The sequence below is a fragment of the Mariniluteicoccus flavus genome (assembly GCF_054776655.1).
Genome location: NZ_BAAHBN010000001.1, coordinates 199,049 through 223,018 on the forward strand (window position 1 = coordinate 199,049; position 23,970 = coordinate 223,018).

The window sequence follows — 23,970 nt, forward strand, 5'->3', positions numbered from 1 at the left end:
TCCCCTCAGTCCAGCACGCGGGTCAGGCGCCAGTCGCCCGACGCCAGCCGATGGGTGAGCTCGAAGACGCCCGACCGCTCGCCGAGTTCGGCGTCGGCACCCGCGGGGACGGAGACACGACGCCCGGCCATCACGCGCCAGACCTCTTCCTCGTCGAGGATGTCGGCGGTCGGGTCGGCCTCGAGGCCGCCGGTACGCACGGCCCGAGCAGCTGGCGAGTCCCACCAGGCGCCCGTGGTCACCCAGCGTGACTCGATCTCGGTGACCCGCCAGATCCGGCCCCGCCAGCGGAACTCGGCCGGCCCCTCGAGGGCGCCGATCAGCCCCCGAGAGACAGCGATGGGTTCTTCATAGACACGCATGGACACTCCCCGTGGTCACCGCCGGACACAGACACAGATTCGACCCGGGAAGCCCGGCGGGAGGGGTCGAGGTCTCCCGCCGGACTGGCCCTGCTGTCCGGACCCCGTCGCGGACCGGCTCTTCCCCAAGCGCCGATCGAACAGGTGTTCGAACAAGAAGAACTATAGCCATGCCCTCCGACAGGAAGTCAAGGGAAGGGCGTGTCGCCCGCGGCGGAGGCGTCGAGACGCACAAGACCCCACACGTGTGCACTTTCCGCAGGCCGAACGACCTCCACGCCCGCGTGTTGGGCACACGTGTGCACTTTCCGCAGGCCGAACGACCTCCACGCCCGCGTGTTGGGCACACGTGTGCACTTTCCGCAGGCCGAACGACCTCCACGCCCATCCCGATGACGTTCAGCGACCCAACACTCTCCATGCATGCACTCCTCGTCACTCGGCGGGAGGGAGAGCCGGTCAACGCCGCGCCGAGGAGCACGACGACCTGCGTTGGTTCCTGCCCGTCGAGCTTCCGGACCTGAATCTGGCGGACCAGGCAAGCATGTCGAGCATCGCGTACGCCGTCGACCTCGCCGCGAGCTGATTCAGGAAGCGTCTGAGAGGCGGCGTACGAGGTATTGGTTGAGGCTGAGGTGCTCCTGGGCAGCGTTCATGGACAACTGGCGGTGGAGGTGCTCGCCGACGCGGACGTTGAACTTGCCCGAGTAGGCGCGAGTCGCAAACGGCTCAGGGACCGACTCGCCCGCCCGGGTCAGGTCATCAACGACCTCACCCACCAGATCACGGAGCCCCGACAACGCTCCCTCCTGGGTGTCGGCCAGCCAGGAGAGCGACGGCATTTCCAAGCAGGTGGCAACAAACTCTTGGTCTTCGGCGGACCAGGTGACGCGATAGCCGTAGTGGGTGATGTCAATGGTGGTCATCGCTGCGCCTCCTTCTTGTCGATCGCCGCCAAGACTTGACGGACCTGATAGGTCTTGGCCTTGCCGTGGTCGTTCTGGATGTTCACGCGGGGGTCACCGGGCCAAGGAGTCTTGAACACCGCGTGCGACCCGCCGCGAGTTCGCGCAGGACCGAAGTGGTGCTCGCAGACCTTGGCCAGGTCCTCGTACCGCACATTGCGAGGATTGGTCCGCGTCGAGTCCAGGATCTTCGCGATGGACGGCACGCTTTATGGTACCACTGACAGTACCGCCTTGGAATGGCCTTCGCCTTCGTACGCACAAGACCCCTGGTCGCGGGTGAGCGACCAGGGGTCCGTGCCTGCGACCGAACGGGGCGAGCCATACCCTGTTCGGGGCCTGAGAGGGGTGAAAAGTGCACAGGTGCGCAGTTTTGGCAGGCCGAACGCCCCCCAAACCCGCGTGTCGAGCACACGTGTGCCCATTCCACAGGCCGAACGACCCCCACACCCGCGTGTCGAGCACACGTGTGCACTTTCCACAGGCCGGGCCCGAGAATCAGATCGGGCTGTGCGGGCTCGTCGGCGTCGGGATGCGCTTCGGCGTCATCGCGTCCGACGACTCCGCCTCGTCCTTCGTCTCGTCGCGATCCGGCGCGTGGGTCTCGCACAGATAGCGGACGTACGCGGGGATCGTCAGGAACGTCGGATAGTCCTCCTCCAGCGCGACCTCCTCGAACAGGCGGCGCGCCAGGTCGAACTTGTCACCGTCGAAGCGCTCGAGCTTGGCGAACTCCTCGCCGATGACGTCGCTGACCCACTCGGCGGTGATCAGGCGGCCGTCGTCGGTCTTCGACTCCGCATAGATCCACTGCCAGATCTGCGAGCGCGAGATCTCGGCGGTGGCGGCGTCCTCCATCAGGTTGTTCAGCGCCGCCGCGCCGTTGCCGCGCAACCACGACTCGATGTAGCGGATGCCGACGTCGACGTTCGTCCGCACGCCCTTCTCGGTGATCGACGACCCGGGGATCTCCAGGTCGATCAGCGCGCGATCGTCCGGCACGACGTCCTCGCGCAGGCGGTCGATCTGGTTCGGCTTCTCGCCGAGCACGCCGTCGAAGACCTCCTGGCACACCGGCACCAGGTCGGGGTGGGCCACCCACGAGCCGTCGAAGCCGTCGCCGGCCTCGCGCGTCTTGTCGGCGCGCACCGCCTCGAGCGCTTCCTTCGTGGCCTCGGGATCGCGGCGGTTCGGGATGAACGCGCTCATGCCGCCGATCGCGTGCGCGCCGCGCCGGTGGCACGCCCGCACGAGCTGCTCGGTGTAGGCCCGCATGAACGGCGTCGTCATCGTGACCTGCGACCGGTCCGGCAGCACGAACCGCGGCCCGCGCTTCCGGAAGTTCTTGATCACCGAGAAGATGTAGTCCCAGCGACCGGCGTTCAGGCCGCCCGAGTGGTCGCGCAGCTCATAGAGGATCTCCTCCATCTCGAACGCGGCCGTGATCGTCTCGATCAGCACCGTGGCACGGATCGTGCCCTGCGGGATGCCGAGCGCGTCCTGCGCCGCAACGAACAGGTCGTTCCACAGGCGCGCCTCCTGGTGGGACTCCGTCTTCGGCAGATAGAAGTACGGCCCCCTGCCGCGCTCGATGAGTTCGCGGGCGTTGTGGAAGAAATACAGGCCGAAGTCGACCACGCCGCCGGCCATCGCGTGGCCGTCGACCAGGATGTGTTTCTCGGCCAGGTGCCAGCCGCGCGGGCGCATCACGATCGTCGGCGTACGCTCCGCCGAAACCTTGTATTCCTTGCCTTCCGGCGAGGTGAACTCGCACTCTCCGCGGATCGCGTCGCGCAGGTTGACCTGCCCGCCGATCATGTTGCGCCACGACGGCGTGTTCGCGTCCTCCTGGTCGGCGAGCCAGACCTTAGCGCCCGAGTTCATCGCGTTGATGGTCATCTTGCGGTCGGTCGGGCCCGTGATCTCGACGCGACGGTCCTCCAGTCCCGGTCCGATCGGCGCCACGCGCCACGAGTCGTCCTCGCGGATGTGGCGCGTCTCCTCGAGGAACCGCGGGTCACGACCCGACGCGATCTCGTTGCGGCGTTCGCGTCGCGCGTGGAGAAGCTCCTGGCGACGGTCGTGGGCGATGTTGTGCAGCGTGACGAGGAAGTCGAGCGCCTCGGGGGTGAGGATCTCGTCCTGCTGCGGGTGGGGGTGGGCGGCACGGACCTTGATGCGATCCGTCGTGGCCGCGCGCGGGCTGTCGGCCTGCAGGGTGTCAGTCATCGTGCAATCCCTTCCTGGATTGGCTTGTCGTTCGTGTCGGGGTTCGGTGCCGGCTCAGTGGAACTGCGCCGACTCGGTCGACCCCGCGAGCGCGGTCGTCGAGCTGGTCGGGTTGACGGCCTGGGCGATCTGGTCGAAGTAGCCCGTGCCGACCTCGCGCTGGTGCTTGGTCGCGGTGTAGCCGCGCGCCTCCGACGCGAACTCGGCCTCCTGCAGCTCGACGTACGCCGTCATCTGCTCGCGGGCATAGCCGTGGGCCAGGTCGAACATCGAGTGGTTGAGGGCGTGGAACCCTGCCAGGGTGATGAACTGGAACTTGTAGCCCATCGCGCCCAGCTCGCGCTGGAACTTCGCGATCGTCGCGTCGTCGAGGTGCTTCTTCCAGTTGAACGACGGCGAGCAGTTGTACGCGAGCATCTGGTCGGGGTGGGTCTCGTGGATGGCGTCGGCGAACTGCTTGGCGAGCTCGAGGTCCGGCGTACCGGTCTCCATCCACAGCAGGTCCGCATAGTCGGCGTACGCACGGCCGCGGGCGATGCAGGGCTCGATGCCGTTGCGGACCTTGTAGAAGCCCTCGCCGGTGCGCTCACCGGTGATGAACTCCTGGTCGCGCTCGTCGACGTCGGACGTGATCAGCGTGGCGGCCTCGGCGTCGGTGCGGGCGATGATCAGCGACGGGACGCCGGCGACGTCGGCCGCGAGGCGGGCGGCGTTGAGCGTGCGCTCGTGCTGCTTGGTGGGGATGAGCACCTTGCCGCCGAGGTGGCCGCACTTCTTCTCGCTGGCCAGCTGGTCCTCCCAGTGCACGCCCGAGGCGCCGGCGGCGATCATGGCCTTCATCAGCTCGTAGGCGTTCAGCGGGCCGCCGAAGCCGGCCTCGGCGTCGGCGACGATCGGCACGAGCCACTCGTCGACGGTCGAGATGCCCTCGGCGCACTCGATCTGGTCGGCGCGCAGCAGCGCGTTGTTGATGCGGCGCACGACCTGCGGCACCGAGTTGGCCGGATAGAGCGACTGGTCGGGGTAGGTGTGGCCCGACAGGTTCGCGTCGGCGGCGACCTGCCAGCCAGAGAGATAGATGGCCTTGAGGCCGGCCTTGACCTGCTGGACGGCCTGGTTGCCGGTCAGCGCGCCGAGCGAGTTCACGAAGTCCTCGGTGTGGAGCTTGTCCCACAGCTGCTCGGACCCGCGGCGGGCGAGCGTGTGCTCCTCCTGGACACGACCGCGCAGCCGGACGATGTCGCCTGCGGAGTAGTCGCGGCGGACGCCCTTCCAGCGGGGGCTGTCCTTCCAGTCCTGCTGCAGCTGCTCGGCGCTCATCGGGATGTTCGCGGTCATGGTTCGGCTCCTTCTCTACGTTGAGTCTTCTTCTCGACCTCACGGCGGGGTCTCCGCCGGCCGTTGAGACAACTGTCCGGGAAGTTTCGAGCGGTTGGGAGAGGTTTCTAGGTGAAAGAAGTGAAGATTTTCACTAGACTGGAAGAGTGACCGGATCCGATTGGCAGCGCCGCCGCAAGGCCCCCGAGGCCGAGTCGGTTTTCGACCCGTTTTCACTGGGCCGACGCCTGCGGGAGCTCCGCAAGGAGCGCGAACTGACCCTCGCCCAGGTGACCGAGGCCACGGGCATCGCCACGTCCCACCTGTCCATGCTGGAGAACGGCAAGCGCGAGGGCAAGGTCTCGGTGCTGCAGAAGCTGGCGAAGGCCTACGACGTCACGATCGACGACTTCCTCAACGAGGTGCCGAGCCGCCGCACGATGCTCGAGATCGAGCTGGAGAAGGCGATGCGCTCACCGCTGGCCCAACAGCGCAGCCTGCCCCGCGTACGCATCTCCCCCCGCATGCCGATGGACGTCCTCGAAGGTCTCGTCGCCCTCCACCGCGAGCTCGCGCGCCAGGCCGAGGAGCAGGTCGCGACGCCGGAAGAGGCCCGCCGCGCGAACACCGCCCTGCGGCTGGAGATGAAGGCCCATAACAACTACTTCCCCGAGCTCGAGCAGCAGGCCGCCGCCCTGCTCGCGAAGGCCGGCTATCGCCGCGGACCCCTGTCCCAGCACGAGATCGGCGCGATCACCGAACACCTCGGGTTCACCCTCCACCACGTCGGCGACCTCCCCCACTCGACGCGCTCGGTGACCGACCTCAAGCAGATGCGCATCTACCTTCCACGCTCCTCGGGCGGCGACCACGACCCGCGATCGGTTCTGCTGCAGGCGTTGGGCCATCACGTGCTCGGCCACAAGACCCCCGACAGCTATGGCGAGTTCCTGCGCCAGCGCATCGAGACGAACTATTTCGCGGCCGCCCTGCTGATGCCGGAGTCGACGACCGTGGAGTTCCTTTCGCTGGCCAAGAAGGAGAAACAGCTCGCCGTCGAGGACCTGCGCGACGCCTACGCGGTGTCCTACGAGGCTGCCAGCCACCGCATCACCAACCTGATCACCCACCACCTCGACATCCCCGTGCACTTCCAGAAGGTCCACGAGTCGGGGATCATCTACAAGGCCTACGAGAACGACGGCGTGAGCTTCCCCGCCGACCACACCGGCGCGATCGAGGGCCAGCCGGTGTGCCGCTACTGGACCAGCCGCCAGGTGTTCGACGCCGAGGACAAGTTCAACGCCTTCGACCAATACACCGACACCCCCGCCGGCACGTTCTGGTGCACCGCGCGCGTCGAGAAGGACTTCTCGACCTGCATCGGCGTCCCCTACGTGCAGGCCAAGTGGTTCCGCGGGCGCGGCACCAAGGAGCGCTCGAAGTCGCAGTGCCCCGACCCGACGTGCTGCCGCCGCCCGCCGGTCGAGCTCGCTCGGGAGTGGTCCGGCAAGGCCTGGCCGTCGGCCCGCGCCCATTCGCACCTCCTCGCGGCCCTCCCGCCGGGCGCGTTCCCGGGCGTCGACGAGACCGAGGTCTACGCGTTCCTCGCCGCCCACGGGTGAGTGTCACGAAATGGCCACTCGACGGCCCGTGAGGCCGATTTCGGCCGTTCGGGGCGGTCGAGTGGTCATTTCGTGACATCTCTTCGCCTCATCGGGAACATCTGACCGCCCGCCGGAATCGAGTAGGTGTCAGGACGACTGACGCACCGAACCGATGAGAGGAACGACATGAGGAACTTCACCCGCACGATCGCCGCCATCGGCACCGCCGCCGCCCTCGCCGGAGGCGCCGCGGCCACGCAGGCCAACGCCGCCACCGACTATCTCCAGCAGGAGTCCTTCCGCCAGGCGGGCTTCCACATGGAGGGACACTCCAGCTCCACCATCTCTTCGGAGATCACCGTCAGCGAGGCCAGCAACGCGAAGATGATCGACCTGGTGCCGAACGTGTCGGCGGCCAAGGCCTTCCCCGGTCGCGACGGCGACACCGGGACCTACTACCAGGCCAAGGCGGCCACCGCTGAGCAGGCGACCGCCGACTACCGGCGCATCGACGCCGAGCTCGAGCGCGGAGAGCAGGGCGCCGAGGGGTGGCCGGGCTACCAGAACGGCTGGGTCGTCCGCGGCACCAACGGCGGCGAGGCCACGATCCGCGTCCGCCCCGACGGTCAGGGCACGCCCGCCGGCGCGCGTATCACCGGCCACAACGGCGTCCACTCGTTCAACCTCCTCGTCGAGTCGAAGCACGGCTCCACCCCTCAGCAGCTCAAGGACCTGGCGCAGTCGGCGCTGAACGACAGCAAGTGAGCCAGCCGGCCTGAGCGGGCCGCCCCAGACCCACCCACCCCCCGCGGGGCCGCGCCACCGGCGCGGCCCCGCACCCTTACCCCGTCACGCCCCTACGCTGTCGCCCATGGAGATGCTGCCGCTGGCGTTCACCTCGGGCTGGGCCTCGGGCCTCAACGCGTACGCCACCGTGCTGGTCCTCGGCCTGCTCGGCCGCTTCGCCGGGCTCGAGCAGATCCCGGCGGGGCTCCAGCGCACCGACGTGCTCGTCATCGCCGCCATCCTCGCCGCCATCGAGCTCGTGGCCGACAAGATCCCCTACGTCGACTCGCTGTGGGACACGCCGTCGACCATCGTGAGACCCATCGCCGGGGCGACGATCGGCGCCCTGATGGCCGGCGCCCACGGCGACCTGGCGACCATCACCCTCGCGGCCGTCGGCGGCGTGACCGCCCTGCTCGCCCACCTCACCAAGGCGTCCACACGGCTCGCGGTGAACACCTCGCCGGAGCCCTTCACCAACATCGCGGTGTCGTCGACCGAGAACGTGGCGGTCGTCGGCCTGCTCACCCTCGCGGCCGCCTACCCCGTCCCGATCGCGATCCTCACCGGCGTGATCCTGCTGGCCGGCATCGTGCTCGCGATCTATCTCGCCGCCCGCGTACGCAGGGGCCTGCGGCGCGTGCGCGCCTGGTGGGACGCCCGGCGATCCGCAGCTCCGGCCTGACCGCGCTGACCGCGGCGTTGGGGGCGCCTGCCACCATGGAGGTGACCACCTGCCAGCGAACCGAAGGATGGACCATGGGATTCCTCGATCGACTCCTGGGACGCACCACCCCCCAGCCCGACGCGGGGCAGCAGCAGTACGCGCAGCAGCCGGCCCCCCAACAGCAGTACGCCCAGCCCCCCGCAGGCCCAGCTGGCCGCCGGGCAGCCGGCACCGGGCGGACAGCCGGCCGCAGGGCAGCCGGCCGCCGGTGACCAGCAGGCCATCGAGCGCTACCAGTACCTCCTCAAAACCGCCCCGCCGGACAAGATCGAGCAGGCCCACGCCGAGGCGTTCGCCAAGCTCACCCCGGAGCAGCGCTCGCAGGTGCTGCAGAAGCTGAGCGCGCAGTCGGGCGAGCAGATCCCCGACGACTCGCCCCAGACGCTGGCCCGCAGCGCCACGCGCATGGAGGTCCAGCAGCCCGGCTCGCTGAACCGCGCGTTCGGCGGAGGCGGCATGGGCGGCATGGCATGGGCATCGGCGGCGGACTGCTCGCCGGCGTCGCGGGCGCGTTCATCGGCACCTCCATCGCCCACTCGATGGGCGACATGTTCGACGGTGACGGCAACGGGTTCGGCGACAACAACGACTTCGGCGGCGACCAGGCCATGGACCAGGGCGGCATGGACCAGGGCGGCGAGCAGGGCTTCGCCGACCAGGGCGGCGACTTCGGTGGCGGCGACTTCGGTGGCGGCGACTTCGGCGGGGGCGACTTCGGCGGCGGCGACTTCGGCTGTGGCGACTTCGGCGGAGATCTCGGCGGCGATTTCTGACCTGCCGCTGACCGCGACGAATCTCACCCGATCGGCGGTCTCGGGGCTCACGGCCTCGAGGTCGCCGATCGCGTGCGATGTGTCGCACTAGATTGCTCCCATGCCCCTCGTGACGGTCCTCGGCGACTCCCTCGCCGGCATGGCCGTCGCCGCCCGGCTCGCCAAGGCCGGCCACGACGTCGCGCTGGTCACCGTGCCCGGCGCCGCCCCCGCCAACCTCCCCGAGGTCTTCACCTTCCCCGCCCCGTGGCGCGACCTCCTCAAGAAGTCCGGCCGCGCGTTCGACGCCGAGCTGACCCGCGCCGGCCTCGCCCTCGCACCCGTCGTCACGCGTCCCATCGCCACCTCCGACGGCCCCCTCGACCTCCCCAGCGAGCGCGGCGCCCAGTGGACCGTCCTCGAGTCGGCCTTCGGCGCCGACGTCGCCGCCCGCTGGCGCGACCTCCTCGACAGGCTCGACGACGTCTGGCAGCACCGCCGCCGCCTCGGCCTCGAGTTCGAGCACGACCCCGCGTACGCGAGGTCCCACCGCCGCGACCTCTGGGCCGACCGCACCGTCGAGCAGGTCGCGCGGCGGTTCGACCACCCGGTGCTGTCGGCGGTGATCCGCGCCGCCGCCGAGGGCGACCCGCGCCGGTCCCCCGCCACCGACTGCGTCTGGCTGTCGGTCGAGCGCACGTTCGGGCTGTGGCGCGTGGTCGACACATCCGAGGAGCCCGCCGGCACCGGAGCCCTCGTCGACGTCCTCCGCGAGCGCCTGCGTACGCGGGGGGTCACCCTCGCCGACAGCCCGCCCGACCGGGCCGACGCCACCGTCGAGGCCACCGGGACCCTCCCCACGACCCTGCTCGGGCGTCCGCGTCCCTGGTGGCGCCGCACCGGGTCGCGCACCGGCGAGCGCCGTTTCACCTGCGGCGCCCACACCGCGGCCGGAACCTCGGTGCAGGGGCAGCTGCTGTCGGCCGCGCTGGCGGCGTACGCGGTCCACGCCGACCTCACCGGCGAGGACATCCACCCCACCAACAAGGACCTCAACCGTCGCCGCCGGTGAACATCGGGCGAACAGATCCGCCCGCGGATTCGGCCCGGCGAGCCGTGGCCCGCGCGGCGGCGTACACTCAAGGGTCCGTTTCCGCAGGTTAGGACTGATGGTTTGAGCGCACAGGACTCCACGGGTTCGACCGTCGAGCGCGAGATCGCGATCGAGCAGGCCCACGTCGACGCCGTGTATGACCGGCTGGCCGAGGCCACCCGGTCGGCCCAGCAGGTCGCCACCGAGGGGCGTTCCCTCTATCAGGGCGACCGCATGAGCTGGGCGCGCGAGGAGGACGGCACCGGCCTGTTCGAGCGCGACGTGTTCGCGTTCCAGGCCGCCAAGCGCCTCGCGGTCCTCGACTCCGAACATGAGGGGCTGGTCTTCGGACGGCTCGACCGCACCGACGGGGAGATCCGCTACATCGGGCGCATCGGCGTACGCGACGACGACTACGAGCCGCTGGTGATCGACTGGCGCGCCCGCGCCGCCGAGCCGTTCTATCGCGCGACGCCGACGAGCCCGATGGAGGTCGTACGCCGCCGCGTACTCCGGTGCCGCGGTGACCGCGTGATCGGCATCGAGGACGACCTCCTCGACGGCGAGCAGGCCCCCGACGACATCGTCGTGGTCGGCGAGGGCGCGCTGATGGCAGCGCTCGCGCGCGCCCGCGGGCCGCAGATGCGCGACATCGTCGCAACGATCCAGGCCGAACAGGACGAGGCGATCCGCGCGCCCTACCAGGGCGTGACCATGATCAGCGGCGGCCCCGGCACCGGCAAGACCGTCGTGGCGCTGCACCGGGCCGCCTACCTCCTCTATTCCCACCGCAAGCGCTTCGAGGCCGGCGGTGTGCTGGTCTGCGGGCCGAGCCGGGTGTTCATGAACTACATCGAGCGGGTGCTGCCGAGCCTGGGTGAGGACTCGGTGACGCTGCGCGCGGTCGGCTCGATCGCCTCCGACGTGCTGGGGTTCCGGGCCGAGCGGGTCGACTCCGCGCGCACCCACGTGATCAAGGGGTCGACGCGCATGGTGCCGCTGCTGCGGCGGCTGGTGAACGAACCGTTCCCTCCTCGACTCGCTGACGCTGGCTCGGAGAGCGTGGAAGAAATGGACGCCGCCCGCCTCCGCGTGTCGATCAAGGGCGAGGTCCTGACGCTCGACGGACCCACGCTGCTGCGCATCCGCCAGGGCGTGCTGCGCCACACGAAGGTCAACGCCGGCCGCCCCGCGGCCGCGCGCGCCCTGCTGGACGCGCTGTGGGACCGACTGTCCGACGAGGTCGAGATCGAGCGCGACGAGTTCGACGAGCGGGTGACCGACCAGGCGGCGTACAAGGTGTTCCTGGCGGCCTGGTGGCCGTCGCTGCGGGCGACCGACGTGCTGGGGCGCCTCGCCGACCCCCGGCTCACCGCCCGCATCGCCGGTGACCTGCTGAGCGAGTCGGAGATCGCGTCGCTGTCGGCGTCGTACGCGGAGAGCCAGGGCTGGTCGGTCGCCGACACCGCGCTGCTCGACGAGCTCGCCCACTTGCTCGGCCGCGTGGTCGAGGAGGAGGACACCGACCCGACGCTGTTCCTCACCGAGGGGTCGAACGTGTCGGAGGTCGTCACGACCTATGACCGCGACCGGCTGCGGCCCGAGGTCGACCCGGACGCCGACCAGCACGAGACCTACACCCACGTGCTGGTCGACGAGGCGCAGGACATCACGCCGATGCAGTGGCGCATGCTGCGGCGGCGCGGCTCGCAGGCCTCGTGGACGATCGTGGGCGACCCGGCCCAGTCGTCGTGGCCCGACCGCTCGGAGACCGAGCGCGCGCTCGAGGACCTGATCGGGTCGGCGCCGCGGCGTACGTTCCGCATGTCGACGAACTATCGCTCCCCCGCCGAAGTGTTCAACCTCGCGGCCAAGGTCGTGGTCGCGGCCTTCCCCGAGGCCGACCTGCCCCAGGCCGTACGCTCGGTCGGCGTCGAGCCGCGGCTGGAGCGCTCCTCCGTCGAGGCGCTGGACGCCGATGTCGTCGCCGAGGCGCGGCGTCTGGGCGCCGAGGTGGCCGGCTCGGTCGGCATCATCTGCCCACCCAGCCGCATGGGTCAGGTCTCGCGGGCGCTGGAATCGGCCGACCTCGGCCCGCTCGCCGAGCGCATCGCGCTGGTCAACCCGCTGGAGTGCAAGGGCCTGGAATATGACGCGGCGCTCGTCGTGTCACCCGACGAGATCGTGCGCGAATCGCCCGGTGGGGTGAGCGTGCTCTATGTCGCGCTGACGCGTCCCACGCAGCGGCTCGTGACGCTCGACGTCGTGGGCGAGGCGTGGCGGCCGTGAGCACCCCCGTGCTCGACCCGCGCGACCCCCTGTCGGGATCGGTCCGCTCGGCGGTGTCCGCATCCATCGCCGCGTTCATCGACGGCCAGCGGCCCGTCCTCGCGGCCATGGGCGACGAGCTGGCGACGATGGCCGACCTCGCGGCCCTGTTCACCGACGGCGGCAAGAGGCTGCGGCCGGCGTTCGGGCTGTGGGGGTACGCGGCGGCGGCGGGCCTGCCGGAGGGTTCTGAGTTGGACGCGCTGGTCGGCGCCTGCGCCAGCCTCGACGTGCTGCACGTGTCGGCGCTGGTCCACGACGACGTGATGGACGGGTCCGACACCCGCCGCGGCGTGCCCGCGGCACACCGCCAGTTCGAGGCCCAGCACGCCGAGCGCGCGCTGCTCGGGTCGGGCGAGAAGTTCGGCCACGCCGGGGCGATCCTGCTGGGCGACCTGCTGGTGATGTGGTCGGTCGAGATGTTGGAGCGCTCGGGGCTCCCGGCCGACGCGCTCGCGCGGGGCCGGGCGGTCGTCGAGGCGATGCGTACCGAGGTCACGTGCGGGCAATACCTCGACGTGCTGGCCCAGCACCTGCCGTGGGACGACCCGGCCGCCCTGGTCGCGCGGGCCCACCAGGTGGTGGAGCACAAGACCGCGCGCTACACCGTGCAGCGGCCGTGCCAGTTCGGGGCGGCCCTCGGCGGCGCGTCCGACGAGCTGCTGGCGGCACTGGCCGCGTACGGGTCGCCGCTGGGCCGGGCCTTCCAGTTCCGCGACGACGTGCTCGGGGTGTTCGGCGACGAGGCGACCACCGGCAAGCCCGCGGGCGACGACCTGCGCGAGGGCAAGCGGACCGTACTGGTGGCCGAGGCCATGGCGGGGTCCGACGAGGCCGGGCGTACGCGGCTGCAGGGGCTACTCGGTCGCGACCTGTCGCCCGACGAGGTCGAACAGGCGCGGGGGCTCATCCGCGCGTCAGGTGCGTTGGAGCGGGTCGAGGCCACGATCGACCGAGGCCTGGCCGAGGCGCTGGCCGCCCTGGAGGCGCCGATGCGGCCGGAGGGCCGGGAGGCTCTGACGGCCCTGGCGTACGCGGCGGTGCGACGAGACCGCTAGGACCCAACTTGTGCACACGTCCGCACAAGTTGCGTCGACACGCCGGGCCCGTTTCCCAACTCGTGCACACGCGACGGCTGGGATCACCACCACGCGGACGCCCGGCTCGGACTCGGGCCCCGTACGCGGAGTCCAGACCTCGCTGGTTCACGTGCGCGTACGCGGTCTCGAGCCTCACAGGTCGTCGACCAGCCGGCCTTCCTGCATGACGAGCACGCGCTCGGCCTGGATCGCGGTTCCGAGATCGTCGGTCGCGAGCACGACGGTGATGCCGCGCTGGCGGGCGACCGCGCGCAGGCTCGACAGCACGTGGGGGCTGTTGGCCCAGCCGAACGTGTCGACGACGACCATCTCGGGATCCGTGGCCAGCGCGCGGGCGACGGCGTCGGACAGGCGCGCCGCGTCGAGCTGGGCCGGGACGAACGCGACGCGGTCGACGGTCCGGAAGATGCGGCCGGCGTCGAGGGCGCGCTGGCCGGCGATCGCGTGGACGAGTTCGCGGGCGCCCGAGCGCGGACGGCCGGTCACCGCGGTGAACGAACCGCGCTCGAGGTTGACGCTGACGCCGTCGACCAACGGGTGGGCGTGCCCCTCGCGGGACTGGGTCGTGGAATCGACCGTGGCGTTGAAGGCGGAGCAGGCGATGACGGGGACCGAACCGGTGTCATGGGCCAGGGAGTGGGAGGTGATCGTCATGCAGGCAACGCTAGGCGGCGCAGGCGTCCGATCGGATCGTCCGACGGGCCGGAACTCGACCCTGGGTCAGCGACCCCGGGACTAGGGGTGATCCCCTGCGGGTCGCCGCGTACGCACGAATTAGCGACCCGTGATCACACTCAGCACGCCGTGCACGGCGTGCTGAGTGTGTGTAACGGTCGCTAATACGGGGCCGGGGAGACGGCTCAGAGGCTCAACAGCCCCAGCACCTCGGCCACGAGGTCGCCGCCCTCGGCCCGCACGCGGTCGACCCGCACCACCGTCGCCCCCGCCGTACGCGCCGCCTCCTCGCCCGAGTCGGAGTCCTCCACGACCACGCACTCGTACGCCTGCACGCCCAGCCGGCCCGACGCCGCCACCACCAGGTCGGGGGCCGGCTTGGGCCGCGTCACCTCGTCGCCCGCCACCGACGGGATCGACGCCAGCTCATGGCCCACCACGCTCAGCGACTCCGACACCCGCTCGCGCACCGAGTTCGACGCGATCGCCATCGGCACGTGCCGCTCCCGCAGCGCCTCCACCAGCGCCACCGCGTCGGGGAACGCCCGCAGCCGCTCGGCGAACACGCCCCGGAGCCGCGCCCAGTAGTCGTCGTGCAGCGCCATCGCGTCGGGCAGCGTACGGCCCGATTCAGCCAGCCGCTCCGCGTAGTGGTCGCGCCCCTGCGCGAACGTCTTCCCGACGGTCCAGGCGAGGTCGTCGGGCGTCGTCGCATAGCCGTGGTCGGCCAGCATCGCCGTCCACGTCTCGGCGCACAGCGGCTCCGAGTCGATCAGCGTGCCGTCCATGTCCAGCACGACCGCGCGCAGGCGTACGTCACTCATCGTCATCCTCCTGGTCGAGCACGAGGGCGAAGACCGGCTCCTCGCGGGTGCGGTCGGCAAGGACCTCGCGGATCGCCGCGAAGTCGGCGGGATGTTCCAGCGCGAGCACGGACCAGTCGCGCCAGACCAGCGCGGTGGGCTCGGCCAGGTCGGTGAGGCAGTCCCACAGCGCGTCGAGGTTGCGGCCGTAGTAGTCAGGGAAGGACAGCGCGCGCCCGATCGCCGCCAACACCTCCGGCTTGGTGCCAGCCCCCTCGACCACCCCCGTACGCCACCCCGCGTCCTCCAAGGCCGCGACGAGGGAGCCTCCGGGGTCGGCCGTCACCCGATAGACCCCCGGTTCGAGGTCGAACAGGCCCTCGCCGGCCTCATGATCAGAACGCCCGACCATCATCGCCTCACGCGCGAGAAGCTCGCATAGTGGTCCGCGGTCCAATAGAAGACCTTGTCGTTGTCGCCGGTGACGATGCGGCGGGCGCCGCGGTCGGACTCCCCCGGCGTACGCACGGTGTATTCCTTGTAGAACCCCCGCGCCTTCTTCGGCAGCCGGCCCTCGAGGTTGCCGAACGTCGAACCGTCCTTCTCATACTGATAGGGGCCGCCGCGGTCGATGCGCGCCAGAACGTCCTGGGCCTCCTTCGGCAACGCCGCCGGTTCGATCCACGGCAGCCCCGACTCGGGATCGGTCGCGCCGCCCCTCGTCGCCGGGGGCGCGCTCTGCCGCGTGGGAGCTCTCGTCGCGCCCTTCGAAGACGTGGCCCGGCTCGTGGTCGCGCTCGAGCCCTGACCTGCGTCTGTCCCCCGGTTCAGCCACCACCCCACCCCGATCAGCGCCGCGACGAGCGCCAGCGCGAGGAGCGCCGCGTACTTCTTGTTCTTCACCCGGGTCAGCGGTCGCGGCCATAGCCGCGGTCATTGTTACGGTCGCCCCGCGACTCGTGGCGCGACGAGCCGAATCCCGGCGTCGGGTCGACCGCGTCCTGCTCGCCCGTCGGCATCGCCGCCGGCGCGTTGGTCGTCCCGTCGGGCGTGATCGAGCCGTCCGGGTTGGTCTGGAAGCTCGCGTTGCCGGACTTCACGATCGACCACGCGTACGCGTCCATGGCTTTGTCGTCGTCCCACGACTGGCGCAGGCGGTCGCTCAGCTCGCGCGCCGCCGCCTGGGGGTCCTTGGCCGCCGTGATGGCACGGCCCACCACCGCGCGGCGCGCGCCGGCGGCGATGACGTCGTCGAGGTTCGCGCGATCGATGCCGCCCGCGGCGAACCACGGCTTCGACGCCGGCTCGGACGGCGCCTGCAGCGCGGCGGTCGCCTCGACCAGCCCCAGCCCGGCGGACCCCGGCCCGAACACCGGGCCCACGGTCACGAAGTTGACCTCGGGATCGGCCAGCGCCGTCTTCACCAGCGACTCGTCCTGCGCCGCCCGGCCGATCAGCCCCCACTGGTGGAGCGACGCGCGGGCGGTACGCCCCTCCATGTCGCCACCCAGGTGGAGCACGTCCGCGGCGAACTGCTTCGCCACCTCCGGCCGGTCGCTCACGACGACGAGGCCCTGATAGTGATAGGAGATCGTGCGGGCGAGGTCGAGCGCCTCGACCTCGTCGTCGACCGACAGCCCCGGCTGGCGCAACTGGACGACGTCGACGCCCCCCGAGAACACGGCCTCGACGAACTCAGCGAACGCGTCCAGCGACCCGCGGGTGTCGGTGGTGAGGTAGAGCCGCGCCATCTTGAGGCGCACGTCGAGTCCCATGAGTGCAGTCACGTCGCTCAGCGTAGTGGAGGAGTCCGACGATCGGGCAGGGGACGCGTACGCCGCTTCTAGCACACCCGCCCGACATTTTCCTCACCGGACTGCCGACACCCCGGCCCGGCGCGGCCGGATTCTGGATCGGGGCTCCTAGACTCGCGCCCAAGGCTTGACACGAGTCCATCTTCCCCAACCCGTGTTTTGGAGCGCCGAACGTGACCACGACCAGCACCCGCGACCCTTTGGTCGGCACCGTGCTCGACGGTCGCTATGAGGTCGTACGCAAACTCGCGCGCGGCGGCATGGCGACCGTCTATGAGGCGACCGACACCCGACTGACCCGCCAGGTGGCGGTCAAGGTCATGCACCAGGGCCTCGGCGACGACCAGGACTTCGCGGCCAAGTTCGACCGCGAGGCCCGAGCCGCCGCCAAGCTGTCCCACCCCAACGTCGTCTCGGTGTTCGACCAGGGCCACGACCTCGACCGGCCCTACATCGTCATGGAGTTCGTGTCGGGCTGCACGATGCGCAACGTGATCTCGCGCGACGCACCCCTGACACCGGTCGCGTGCCTCGAAATGATCGACCACGTGCTGTCGGCCCTCGCTGCCGCGCACGACTCCGGACTCGTCCACCGCGACGTGAAGCCCGAGAACATCCTGATCTCCGACCGCGGCCAGCTGAAGGTCGCCGACTTCGGCCTCGCCCGCGCGATCACGGCCCAGACGGCGACGGCGACGCAGGGCATGCTGATCGGCACGGTCTCCTATCTCCCTCCCGAACTCGTCACGACCGGCCGCGCCGACGCGCGCTCCGACGTCTATTCGGCTGGCGTCGTGCTGTTCGAGATGTTGACCGGCTCCAAGCCCCACACCGGCGAGACGCCGATCCAGGTCGCGTACGCGCACGTCCACAACGAGATCCCGGCCCCGTCGACGCGGCTCACGACGTCGTGGCGGACGTCCCGCGACGGCGTCCCGCCCTATGTCGACGCCCTCGTGCGCGCCGCGACCCAGCGCGACCCACTGCGCCGCCCCGCGAACGCGCGGGCGATGCAGCAGATGGTCCGCAAGGCCCTGACCGCGCTCGACGCCGGCATCATGAACGACCCCGCCCTCACGATCGAGTTCAGCCGCGGCTTCGCCGACCTCGAGCAGACCGAGCCCATGGACTGGCACACGCCGCTGTCCCCCTCGGTCTCGTCCGACCCGGCCCACGACGCGCTCCACGTCAGCCGCCGCATCGCCGCGTCGCCCCAGAACCAGTCGGTCCAGGGGTCGGCGCGCTCGGCCCGCTCGGGGGTGTCCGGAATGTCCGGCGTCTCCGCCTCGTCGATGACCCGTGTACGCCGGCTCCACTCCGGTTCGGCCCAGAGCGCGACGCCGATGAGCCCGTCGATGATGGACGCGTACGAGACCTTCCCCTCCGGCGAACGCGAGACCGTCTCCGCGATCCCGGTGCCGGCGCGGCCGGCCAGGCCGAAGAAGCCGAAGCGCCACGGCTCGAGCGCGACGGGCGTACGAAGGCCCCACCGCGGCCGTATCGCCGTCGTCGTGCTGGCGACCCTGCTCGTGCTGGGCTCGCTGGCGGGGGCGGGCTGGTGGTTCACCGCGGGCCAGTACGTCGCCGCGCCCGACGTGGTCGGCCGCCCGCGCGCCGTGGCCGCGCAGGTGGCGACCGACCAGAAGATGGGCGTCGCCTGGGTCGAGTCCTTCTCCGAGACCGTGCCCGCCGGGTCGGTCATCTCGAGCGACCCCGCGCCCGGCACCGACATCCCCCGCAACGGATCGATGACCGTCGTGGTGTCGAAGGGCCCGGAGCGGTTCGACATGCCGAAGGTCGTGGGCCTGAAGGTCGATGACGCGCGCCGCGTGCTGGATGAGAACAAGCTCGCCGTGGGCTCCCAGACCGAGGACTACGACGACGCGGCGGCGCCGGGCGTCGTGCTGCGGTCGTCGGTGGAACCCGGCACCAAGCTGAAGCGCGACGACCGCGTTGACCTCGTGGTCTCGAAGGGTCCCCGCCCGATCGACGTGCCGACGTTCACCGGCAAGTCGGCCGACGAGGCGAAGGCCGCGCTCGAGAAGTTGGGCCTCAAGGTCGACGTGAAGACCGAGAACCACAAGCAGGTGCCGGTCGGGCGCGTCATCTCCCAGACCCCCGACAAGGGCCAGGCCAAGAAGGGCGACACCATCACGCTGGTCCGCTCGCTCGGCCCGGTCATGGTCGCAGTGCCGCAGACCCGCGCGATGGGCGTGGCCGAGGCCACCGACGCGCTAAAGAAGGCCGGCTTCCAGGTCGCGACGAAGCAGTCGGGCACCTATCTCGGGCTCGGCTACGTGGCCTATTCGGAGGTCGCCGCCGGGTCGAAGGCCCCCGAGGGGTCGACGATCACGCTGTTCCTGGTCTGAGCGCCGCTCATATCGTCTGCGCGCCCTTCTCCCGGAAGTCGACGACCTCGGTGTCGGTGAGCTCGTTCATGCGGCCCACCACCAACCCGAAGCCGCGCTCGTTGATCAGCCCGTCGTGGACCGGGAACGCCTTCGGCGCCCCCACCTCGCGGCAGAAGTCGACATGCTCCTTCATCGCGGCCCAGGGACCCATGGCCGGCAGCGCCAGCACGTCGATGCCCCGCGGGCACGTCGCGAGCGAGTCGCCGGGGTGGAAGAAGCGGGGCTCGCCCTCGGCCTCGAGGATGACGCCGACGTTGCCGATCATCGGGATGTCGCGATGGATCACCGCGTGCCGGCCGCCGACGGTCGACAGGGTGACCTCGCCGAGCCGGTGGGTCGCATCGGGCCCGATCGGCGTGGCGCCGGCGATCTCCAGGGTCTTGGGTACGCCCGGCTCCACGAACACTTGCGCGTCCGGGTTCGCGGCAAGAAGCGCCGGAACATGCTCGGGATCGACGTGGTCGGGGTGCAGGTGGGTGACGACGACGGCGTCCAGGTCGGTCAGCCCGTGCCAGCGATCGGAGAAGTTGCCGGGATCGATGAGGATGCGCTTCCCGGCGAGTTCGACGAGGACGGAAGCGTGGCCCAGGTGCGTGATCTCCATGGGTCCACGCTAGAACAGGCTGAGCGTCAGGCGAGCAGGTCCCCCGGTGTCGCATCCATCCTCTCTGTGTTCGGATCGTCTGCCCGCGAGTCCGACACCCAATCCCCGATGCTCGGTTCCCAGATTCCGTCCTGACCGCCCGCTACGACGGGCTCCACACAACGGGCGACGATCTTCAGTGTCTGGTGGGCGTCGAGGAGTCGGTCGTCCAGTGGCGGATAGCCGGCGCAGATATTGGCGTACGTGGCCGCAGGAGTCGGGCTCGGGGAGTCTCAGAGGGTGAGGCAGGTCGAGTCCGCGGGTGCTGGTCTCGGTGGCTATCGCCCCGGCGAGCGCAGCGGCCTCCAAGGGAAAATTCAGCACGATGGCGCCGAGGTCCCACAGGTCGTGGTAGCGGGTGGTTGCGGTACGTCCGCCTCGCCCGTGCCACTCGTACATCGCGCAGAGCTTGTCGGCTATCTGGTCGGCCAGCGGGTACAGGGCGAAGGCCGGCAACTCGGGGTGACCAGCAACCTGAATGGGTGACGCCAGCTGTATCTGCTCGGTACGACCGGTGATCTGGACAGGAGCGGCCAGGTCGACGACGACCCGCTCCTGCACACGCACGCCGCGAACCTCGACGTGGACCTTCATGCGGGCCGAGCGTGACCCCTTGCGTTCGACGCGGTCGTCGACCCTGAACGACAGGTGCTCGCCGCGCTTCTTGCGGTGCACGGCTTCGCGAAATCGGTCGATGGTGGCTTCGAGGGTCCGGTGTGTCAGGTGGAGGTCGACGTCTTCGGTGGTCCGGGTCTCGGGAAGGCGGCAGCGCAGGCTCATGCCGCCCTTGAGGACCCAGCCGTCGTCGGCGGCGGCGAGGAGTGCAAGGACCTCCTTCAGGAAGAACTCTGTCCGCACGTTGGCAGCGCTCCGCCCGGTGCGTTGGCTGATGTTGTTGGCGTGGTCCTTGACCGCATCGTAGAAGCCCTTCCCCGTCACGTACCGCTCAGGCTTCGCCACCGTCCCCACCACCTGTCTCCTCATGGTGCCGGCCCTGCGGGACCCGGTTCAGCTGGGGGACAGCGTGCGCCAGGGTGAGATCGGCCAGCGCGGACTCCACCGCCGAGCGCAACGCGGGGGCAGGCAGGAGCCCAATCAGCTCGTCATTCGCACCGGAGTCCTGGAGCCAGCGCTCGAGGAGTTCCTGGCCGGAGGAGGCGCCGAACCGATCAGCGACGGGGTCAAGCCTGACGGCGATCGCGGCGGGGCGGACGCGGTGCTCGACGACGACATCGCGGGCGACCTCGGCCAGATGGGTCTCGTCCCAGCCCTTGCCCCGACCGACGAGGTCGATGAGGGTGCGGGCCGGCGTGGTTACGGGGAGTCCGTCAACGAGCATCTGGTCCCGCTCGGGGACTTCTCCACGATGGAACCGGACGCGAGGGTCGCGAGACTGGCGGCGCCGAGCGGTGGTGAACACGGCCTGGTCGGCAGAGACAGTGCCGAGGTCATGGACGACCGCGGCGGCTTCGTGTGAGACGACCTCCACCTGCTCGCCGTCGATGCGGTCCCACGCCAGACGGCCTCGGTCGAGATGGAGCCATGCAGCTTTGAGTTCTTCATGAGCCGTCTCGGGGGCATCGGACACCCTGTAAAGACCATGACCCGCCAGGCCAAGAGCCCCCTGTGTGACCCAACGGAACAAACTCTGCCGACTCACGCCCACGGCCGCCGCCTGCTGGGCGGTCACCATCCCCCACTGCCCCGCTGCCAACTCTCGGACGATGGCGAGTCCGCTCATCCGAACCATCCCCTCTGAAAGAGACATTCGCAGCACTGACTATACACCTGCAACTGCAACTGTCTATAGAAGTGATGTCACTTGCAGAAACCGCCATGGCGCTCACTGCGCCAGCAGGTCCCCCACGATCGCCCCCGCCCGGCGGCACGCCTCCGCGTCGACGCCCAGATGCGTCACCGCGCGCACCATGCGCGGCCCCAACCCCGAGATCAGTACGCCGGCCTCCGCGGCCGCCATCGCCACGTCGCTGCCGCGGCGCTCGCCGGTGTCGAGCACCACGATGTTGGTCTCGACCGTCGCCGGGTCGATCGCGCCGGGTGCCTTCGCCGCCACGGCCTCGGCGAACACACGCGCCGCCGCGTGGTCGTCGGCGAGCCGCTCGACGTGGTGGTCGAGCGCGAACAGGCAGGCCGCCGCGAGCCCACCGGCCTGCCGCCAGCCGCCGCCCAGCCGCTTGCGCTGGACCCGCGCGCCGGCGATCGCCTCGGCCGAGCCCACGAGCACCGACCCCACGGGCGCCCCGAGGCCCTTCGAGAAGCACACGCTGACGGTGTCGAACAGGCCGCCATACACCGCCAGCGGCACCCCCGTAGCGACGTGGGCGTTCCACAGCCGCGCGCCGTCCAGGTGGAGGCGTACGCCGGCGTCGCGGCACAGGTCGTGCACCGCCTGCAGGTGGTCGAGTGGCTGGATCGTGCCGCCGCCGAAGTTGTGGGTGTTCTCCAGCGCGACCGCAGCGGTCGACACCAGATAGGGCCCGGCGTCGGGCGCGAGCATCGACGCGATGTCGTCGACCTCGGCGATGCCGCGGCGCGACGGCCACGTACGCATCGTCACGCCGTGCAGCGCGCCATGGGCGCCCATCTCCGCACGCGCGATGTGGGCGTCGCGGTCGCAGAGGACCTCCTGGCCCGGCGCCACGAGCGCGCGTACGCCGAGCAGGTTCGTCATCGACCCCGTCACGCAATAGAGCCCCGCCTCGTGGCCGAGCAGCTCGGCCGTGCGGCGCTCGAGGGCGGCGATCGTCGGGTCCTCGGCGTACACGTCGTCGCCGACGGGCGCCGCGGCCATCGCCTCGAGCATCGCCGGGGTCGGCCTGGTCAGGGTGTCCGAGCGGAGGTCGACGTCCGCGTACTCGTTCGAGGTCACGGGCGCCTCAGAAGTCCAGCGGGGTGAACTGCTGGATGGGGTTGTGGCGGTTGATGCGCCCGCTGGTGAGTCGCTCGGCGACGAGGAACGCGAGTTCGAGCGACTGGTTGCGGTTCAGGCGCGGGTCGCAGGCGGTCTCATAGCGCGTGCCGAGGTCGGCCTCGGCCAGCTCGCCGACGCCGCCGACGCACTCGGTGACGTCGTCGCCGGTGAGCTCGACGTGGAGGCCGCCCGGCCAGGTGCCGAGCTGGTCGTGGACGTCGAACCAGCCGTTGACCTCCTCGGCGACCTGCGAGAACGCGCGGGTCTTGTAGCCGTTGGCGGCCTCGAACGTGTTGCCGTGCATCGGGTCGCACACCCACACGACCTCGCGGCCCGAGGCCTCGACGGTCTCGATGACCTGCGGCAGGATCTCGCGGACCTTGCCGGCGCCCATGCGGGTGATGAAGGTGATGCGGCCCGGCTGGCGCTCGGGGTCGAGCCGGTCGGCCAGCGCCAGCGCGTCGGCGCCGGTGGTGGTGGGGCCGAGCTTGATGCCGAGCGGGTTGCGCACGTGGCGCAGCAGCTCGACGTGGGCGCCGTCGAGCTGACGCGTACGCTCGCCGATCCAGATGAAGTGGCCCGAGGTGTTGTAGGGCTGCTGCGAGCGCGAGTCGATGCGCGTCAGCGCGTGCTCGTATTCGAGCAGCAGCGCCTCGTGGGAGGAATAGAAGTCGACGGTGCGGATCGACTCGTCGTCGATGCCACAGGCGACCATGAACGCGAGCGCGCGCTCGATCTCGCCCGCCACGGTCTCGAAGCGCTCGTCGACCGCCGAGTCGCGCACGAAGTTCGCGTTCCACGAATGGACCGAGCGCAGGTCGGCGAAGCCGCCGCCCGCGAACGCGCGGGTCAGGTTCAGCGTCGCGGCCGAGGCGTTGTAGACCGACAGCAGGCGCTGCGGGTCGGGGATGCGGGACTCCGGGGTGAAGTCGAAGCCGTTCACGGCGTCGCCGCGGAACGCCGGCAGGGTCACGCCGTCGCGGGTCTCGGTGTCCTTCGAGCGCGGCTTGGCATACTGGCCGGCGATGCGGCCGAGCTTCACGACGGGGACCTGGGCCGCGTACGTCATGACGACGGCCATCGCGAGCATGACCCGCAGCTTGTTCTTCACGTTCTGGGCCGTCACGCCGGCGAACGTCTCGGCGCAGTCGCCACCCTGGAGCAGGAAGCCCTCACCGCGCGACACCGCCGCGAGCTTCTCGCGCAGGTCGTCGCACTCCCCCGCATACACCAGCGGCGGGCGGGAGCGCAGCCCGTCCACGACGTCGGAGACCGCGACGGGGTCGGGATAGGTCGGCTGCTGCACCGGGTTGAGCGCGTGCAGCGCGCTCAGCGAGGGCAGGGAGCCCAGGGTGGGGAGCTCGTTCCAGGTGGTGTCGGACACGACGGCAAGGATAGGCGTACGCGCCCCATCACCCCAGCCGCT

The 23,970-nt window shown here is 70.5% G+C and carries 25 protein-coding genes; 9 read left to right on the plus strand and 16 right to left on the minus strand.

Annotated features, from left to right (window positions below; translation table 11 throughout):
- Positions 1-5: 5 nt before the first annotated feature.
- The 6 genes from ACYVAG_RS00950 to aceA all read right to left on the minus strand — a co-directional run bounded on the left by ACYVAG_RS00950 (position 6) and on the right by aceA (position 4,894).
- A complete protein-coding gene (locus ACYVAG_RS00950) occupies positions 6-362 on the minus strand; it encodes a DUF6504 family protein (protein WP_460765330.1) in 357 nt (118 codons plus the stop codon).
- Between the two features lie 188 nt (positions 363-550).
- Complete coding sequence (locus ACYVAG_RS00955) at positions 551-787, minus strand: hypothetical protein (RefSeq protein WP_460765332.1); 237 nt, start codon at positions 785-787, stop codon at positions 551-553.
- Positions 788-949: 162 nt separating this feature from the next.
- Positions 950-1,288, minus strand: a complete 339-nt coding sequence (locus ACYVAG_RS00960; protein ID WP_460765334.1) for a type II toxin-antitoxin system HicB family antitoxin — start codon at positions 1,286-1,288, stop codon at positions 950-952.
- The gene (locus ACYVAG_RS00965) at positions 1,285-1,467 is read right to left on the minus strand and encodes a toxin-antitoxin system, toxin protein, HicA family (protein WP_460766785.1); all 183 of its coding nucleotides are present in this window, start codon (positions 1,465-1,467) and stop codon (positions 1,285-1,287) included. Before ACYVAG_RS00965 ends, ACYVAG_RS00960 begins: the two co-directional genes overlap by 4 nt.
- Positions 1,468-1,825: 358 nt before the next feature.
- Positions 1,826-3,556 carry a malate synthase A gene (gene aceB / locus ACYVAG_RS00970; RefSeq protein WP_460765336.1) on the minus strand — a complete coding sequence of 577 codons (1,731 nt, stop codon included), beginning with the start codon at positions 3,554-3,556 and terminating at the stop codon, positions 1,826-1,828.
- A gap of 54 nt (positions 3,557-3,610) precedes the next feature.
- On the minus strand, positions 3,611-4,894 hold the full coding sequence (aceA, locus tag ACYVAG_RS00975) for an isocitrate lyase (RefSeq protein WP_460765338.1): 1,284 nt from the start codon (positions 4,892-4,894) through the stop codon (positions 3,611-3,613).
- A gap of 146 nt (positions 4,895-5,040) precedes the next feature.
- Between aceA and ACYVAG_RS00980 the strand changes: the two genes are divergently transcribed.
- The 8 genes from ACYVAG_RS00980 to ACYVAG_RS01015 all read left to right on the plus strand — a co-directional run bounded on the left by ACYVAG_RS00980 (position 5,041) and on the right by ACYVAG_RS01015 (position 13,224).
- Complete coding sequence (locus tag ACYVAG_RS00980; protein WP_460765340.1) at positions 5,041-6,498, plus strand: helix-turn-helix domain-containing protein; 1,458 nt, start codon at positions 5,041-5,043, stop codon at positions 6,496-6,498.
- 168 nt (positions 6,499-6,666) lie between these two features.
- The gene (locus tag ACYVAG_RS00985; protein ID WP_460765342.1) at positions 6,667-7,245 is read left to right on the plus strand and encodes a hypothetical protein; all 579 of its coding nucleotides are present in this window, start codon (positions 6,667-6,669) and stop codon (positions 7,243-7,245) included.
- A gap of 106 nt (positions 7,246-7,351) precedes the next feature.
- Complete coding sequence (locus tag ACYVAG_RS00990) at positions 7,352-7,951, plus strand: DUF4126 domain-containing protein (RefSeq protein WP_460765344.1); 600 nt, start codon at positions 7,352-7,354, stop codon at positions 7,949-7,951.
- Between the two features lie 74 nt (positions 7,952-8,025).
- Positions 8,026-8,205, plus strand: coding sequence for a hypothetical protein (locus ACYVAG_RS00995; protein ID WP_460765346.1), 180 nt, complete (start codon positions 8,026-8,028; stop codon positions 8,203-8,205).
- 258 nt (positions 8,206-8,463) lie between these two features.
- Positions 8,464-8,766: a hypothetical protein gene (locus ACYVAG_RS01000; RefSeq protein ID WP_460765348.1), complete on the plus strand. Its 303-nt coding sequence runs from the start codon at positions 8,464-8,466 to the stop codon at positions 8,764-8,766.
- Between the two features lie 100 nt (positions 8,767-8,866).
- On the plus strand, positions 8,867-9,817 hold the full coding sequence (locus ACYVAG_RS01005) for a hypothetical protein (protein ID WP_460765350.1): 951 nt from the start codon (positions 8,867-8,869) through the stop codon (positions 9,815-9,817).
- A 102-nt stretch (positions 9,818-9,919) separates the two neighbouring features.
- Positions 9,920-12,127, plus strand: a complete 2,208-nt coding sequence (locus ACYVAG_RS01010; RefSeq protein WP_460765352.1) for a HelD family protein — start codon at positions 9,920-9,922, stop codon at positions 12,125-12,127.
- Positions 12,124-13,224 (plus strand): polyprenyl synthetase family protein, encoded by a 1,101-nt coding sequence (locus ACYVAG_RS01015; protein ID WP_460765354.1) that lies wholly within the window; start codon positions 12,124-12,126, stop codon positions 13,222-13,224. Before ACYVAG_RS01010 ends, ACYVAG_RS01015 begins: the two co-directional genes overlap by 4 nt.
- 174 nt (positions 13,225-13,398) lie before the next feature.
- Here ACYVAG_RS01015 and ACYVAG_RS01020 read toward each other — a convergent pair whose 3' ends face one another.
- The 5 genes from ACYVAG_RS01020 to ACYVAG_RS01040 form a co-directional block, all read right to left on the minus strand.
- Positions 13,399-13,920, minus strand: a complete 522-nt coding sequence (locus tag ACYVAG_RS01020; protein ID WP_460765356.1) for an ATP-binding cassette domain-containing protein — start codon at positions 13,918-13,920, stop codon at positions 13,399-13,401.
- A 206-nt stretch (positions 13,921-14,126) separates the two neighbouring features.
- Positions 14,127-14,765, minus strand: a complete 639-nt coding sequence (locus tag ACYVAG_RS01025; protein WP_460765358.1) for an HAD family hydrolase — start codon at positions 14,763-14,765, stop codon at positions 14,127-14,129.
- The gene (locus ACYVAG_RS01030) at positions 14,758-15,156 is read right to left on the minus strand and encodes a barstar family protein (protein WP_460765360.1); all 399 of its coding nucleotides are present in this window, start codon (positions 15,154-15,156) and stop codon (positions 14,758-14,760) included. Before ACYVAG_RS01030 ends, ACYVAG_RS01025 begins: the two co-directional genes overlap by 8 nt.
- Positions 15,156-15,647 carry a guanyl-specific ribonuclease gene (locus ACYVAG_RS01035; protein WP_460765362.1) on the minus strand — a complete coding sequence of 164 codons (492 nt, stop codon included), beginning with the start codon at positions 15,645-15,647 and terminating at the stop codon, positions 15,156-15,158. Before ACYVAG_RS01035 ends, ACYVAG_RS01030 begins: the two co-directional genes overlap by 1 nt.
- Before the next feature lie 5 nt (positions 15,648-15,652).
- A complete protein-coding gene (locus ACYVAG_RS01040) occupies positions 15,653-16,531 on the minus strand; it encodes a thiamine phosphate synthase (protein WP_460765364.1) in 879 nt (292 codons plus the stop codon).
- 200 nt (positions 16,532-16,731) lie between these two features.
- Here ACYVAG_RS01040 and pknB point away from each other — a divergent pair, with 200 nt between their 5' ends.
- The gene (gene pknB / locus ACYVAG_RS01045; RefSeq protein ID WP_460765366.1) at positions 16,732-18,927 is read left to right on the plus strand and encodes a Stk1 family PASTA domain-containing Ser/Thr kinase; all 2,196 of its coding nucleotides are present in this window, start codon (positions 16,732-16,734) and stop codon (positions 18,925-18,927) included.
- Between the two features lie 7 nt (positions 18,928-18,934).
- Here pknB and ACYVAG_RS01050 read toward each other — a convergent pair whose 3' ends face one another.
- The 5 genes from ACYVAG_RS01050 to ACYVAG_RS01070 all read right to left on the minus strand — a co-directional run bounded on the left by ACYVAG_RS01050 (position 18,935) and on the right by ACYVAG_RS01070 (position 23,895).
- Positions 18,935-19,573: an MBL fold metallo-hydrolase gene (locus ACYVAG_RS01050; RefSeq protein ID WP_460765368.1), complete on the minus strand. Its 639-nt coding sequence runs from the start codon at positions 19,571-19,573 to the stop codon at positions 18,935-18,937.
- A 9-nt stretch (positions 19,574-19,582) separates the two neighbouring features.
- Positions 19,583-20,572: a nucleotidyl transferase AbiEii/AbiGii toxin family protein gene (locus tag ACYVAG_RS01055; RefSeq protein WP_460765370.1), complete on the minus strand. Its 990-nt coding sequence runs from the start codon at positions 20,570-20,572 to the stop codon at positions 19,583-19,585.
- A complete protein-coding gene (locus tag ACYVAG_RS01060; RefSeq protein ID WP_460765372.1) occupies positions 20,559-21,353 on the minus strand; it encodes a type IV toxin-antitoxin system AbiEi family antitoxin domain-containing protein in 795 nt (264 codons plus the stop codon). Before ACYVAG_RS01060 ends, ACYVAG_RS01055 begins: the two co-directional genes overlap by 14 nt.
- A 102-nt stretch (positions 21,354-21,455) precedes the next feature.
- Positions 21,456-22,502, minus strand: coding sequence for a threonine aldolase family protein (locus tag ACYVAG_RS01065; RefSeq protein WP_460765374.1), 1,047 nt, complete (start codon positions 22,500-22,502; stop codon positions 21,456-21,458).
- A gap of 7 nt (positions 22,503-22,509) precedes the next feature.
- Positions 22,510-23,895 (minus strand): class II 3-deoxy-7-phosphoheptulonate synthase, encoded by a 1,386-nt coding sequence (locus ACYVAG_RS01070; RefSeq protein WP_460766788.1) that lies wholly within the window; start codon positions 23,893-23,895, stop codon positions 22,510-22,512.
- Positions 23,896-23,970 lie beyond the last annotated feature (75 nt).

Coding starts and splice junctions, on each gene's coding strand:
- ACYVAG_RS01020 (WP_460765356.1), bottom strand. CDS start 13,920: ATGACGATCACCTCCCACTCCCTGGCCCATGACACCGGTTCGGTCCCC.
- ACYVAG_RS01025 (WP_460765358.1), bottom strand. CDS start 14,765: ATGAGTGACGTACGCCTGCGCGCGGTCGTGCTGGACATGGACGGCACG.
- ACYVAG_RS01030 (WP_460765360.1), bottom strand. CDS start 15,156: ATGGTCGGGCGTTCTGATCATGAGGCCGGCGAGGGCCTGTTCGACCTC.
- ACYVAG_RS00960 (WP_460765334.1), bottom strand. CDS start 1,288: ATGACCACCATTGACATCACCCACTACGGCTATCGCGTCACCTGGTCC.
- ACYVAG_RS00995 (WP_460765346.1), top strand. CDS start 8,026: ATGGGATTCCTCGATCGACTCCTGGGACGCACCACCCCCCAGCCCGAC.
- ACYVAG_RS00955 (WP_460765332.1), bottom strand. CDS start 787: ATGCATGGAGAGTGTTGGGTCGCTGAACGTCATCGGGATGGGCGTGGA.
- aceA (WP_460765338.1), bottom strand. CDS start 4,894: ATGACCGCGAACATCCCGATGAGCGCCGAGCAGCTGCAGCAGGACTGG.
- ACYVAG_RS01000 (WP_460765348.1), top strand. CDS start 8,464: ATGGGCATCGGCGGCGGACTGCTCGCCGGCGTCGCGGGCGCGTTCATC.
- ACYVAG_RS01050 (WP_460765368.1), bottom strand. CDS start 19,573: ATGGAGATCACGCACCTGGGCCACGCTTCCGTCCTCGTCGAACTCGCC.
- ACYVAG_RS00950 (WP_460765330.1), bottom strand. CDS start 362: ATGCGTGTCTATGAAGAACCCATCGCTGTCTCTCGGGGGCTGATCGGC.
- ACYVAG_RS01060 (WP_460765372.1), bottom strand. CDS start 21,353: ATGAGCGGACTCGCCATCGTCCGAGAGTTGGCAGCGGGGCAGTGGGGG.
- ACYVAG_RS00985 (WP_460765342.1), top strand. CDS start 6,667: ATGAGGAACTTCACCCGCACGATCGCCGCCATCGGCACCGCCGCCGCC.
- ACYVAG_RS01005 (WP_460765350.1), top strand. CDS start 8,867: ATGCCCCTCGTGACGGTCCTCGGCGACTCCCTCGCCGGCATGGCCGTC.
- aceB (WP_460765336.1), bottom strand. CDS start 3,556: ATGACTGACACCCTGCAGGCCGACAGCCCGCGCGCGGCCACGACGGAT.
- ACYVAG_RS00990 (WP_460765344.1), top strand. CDS start 7,352: ATGGAGATGCTGCCGCTGGCGTTCACCTCGGGCTGGGCCTCGGGCCTC.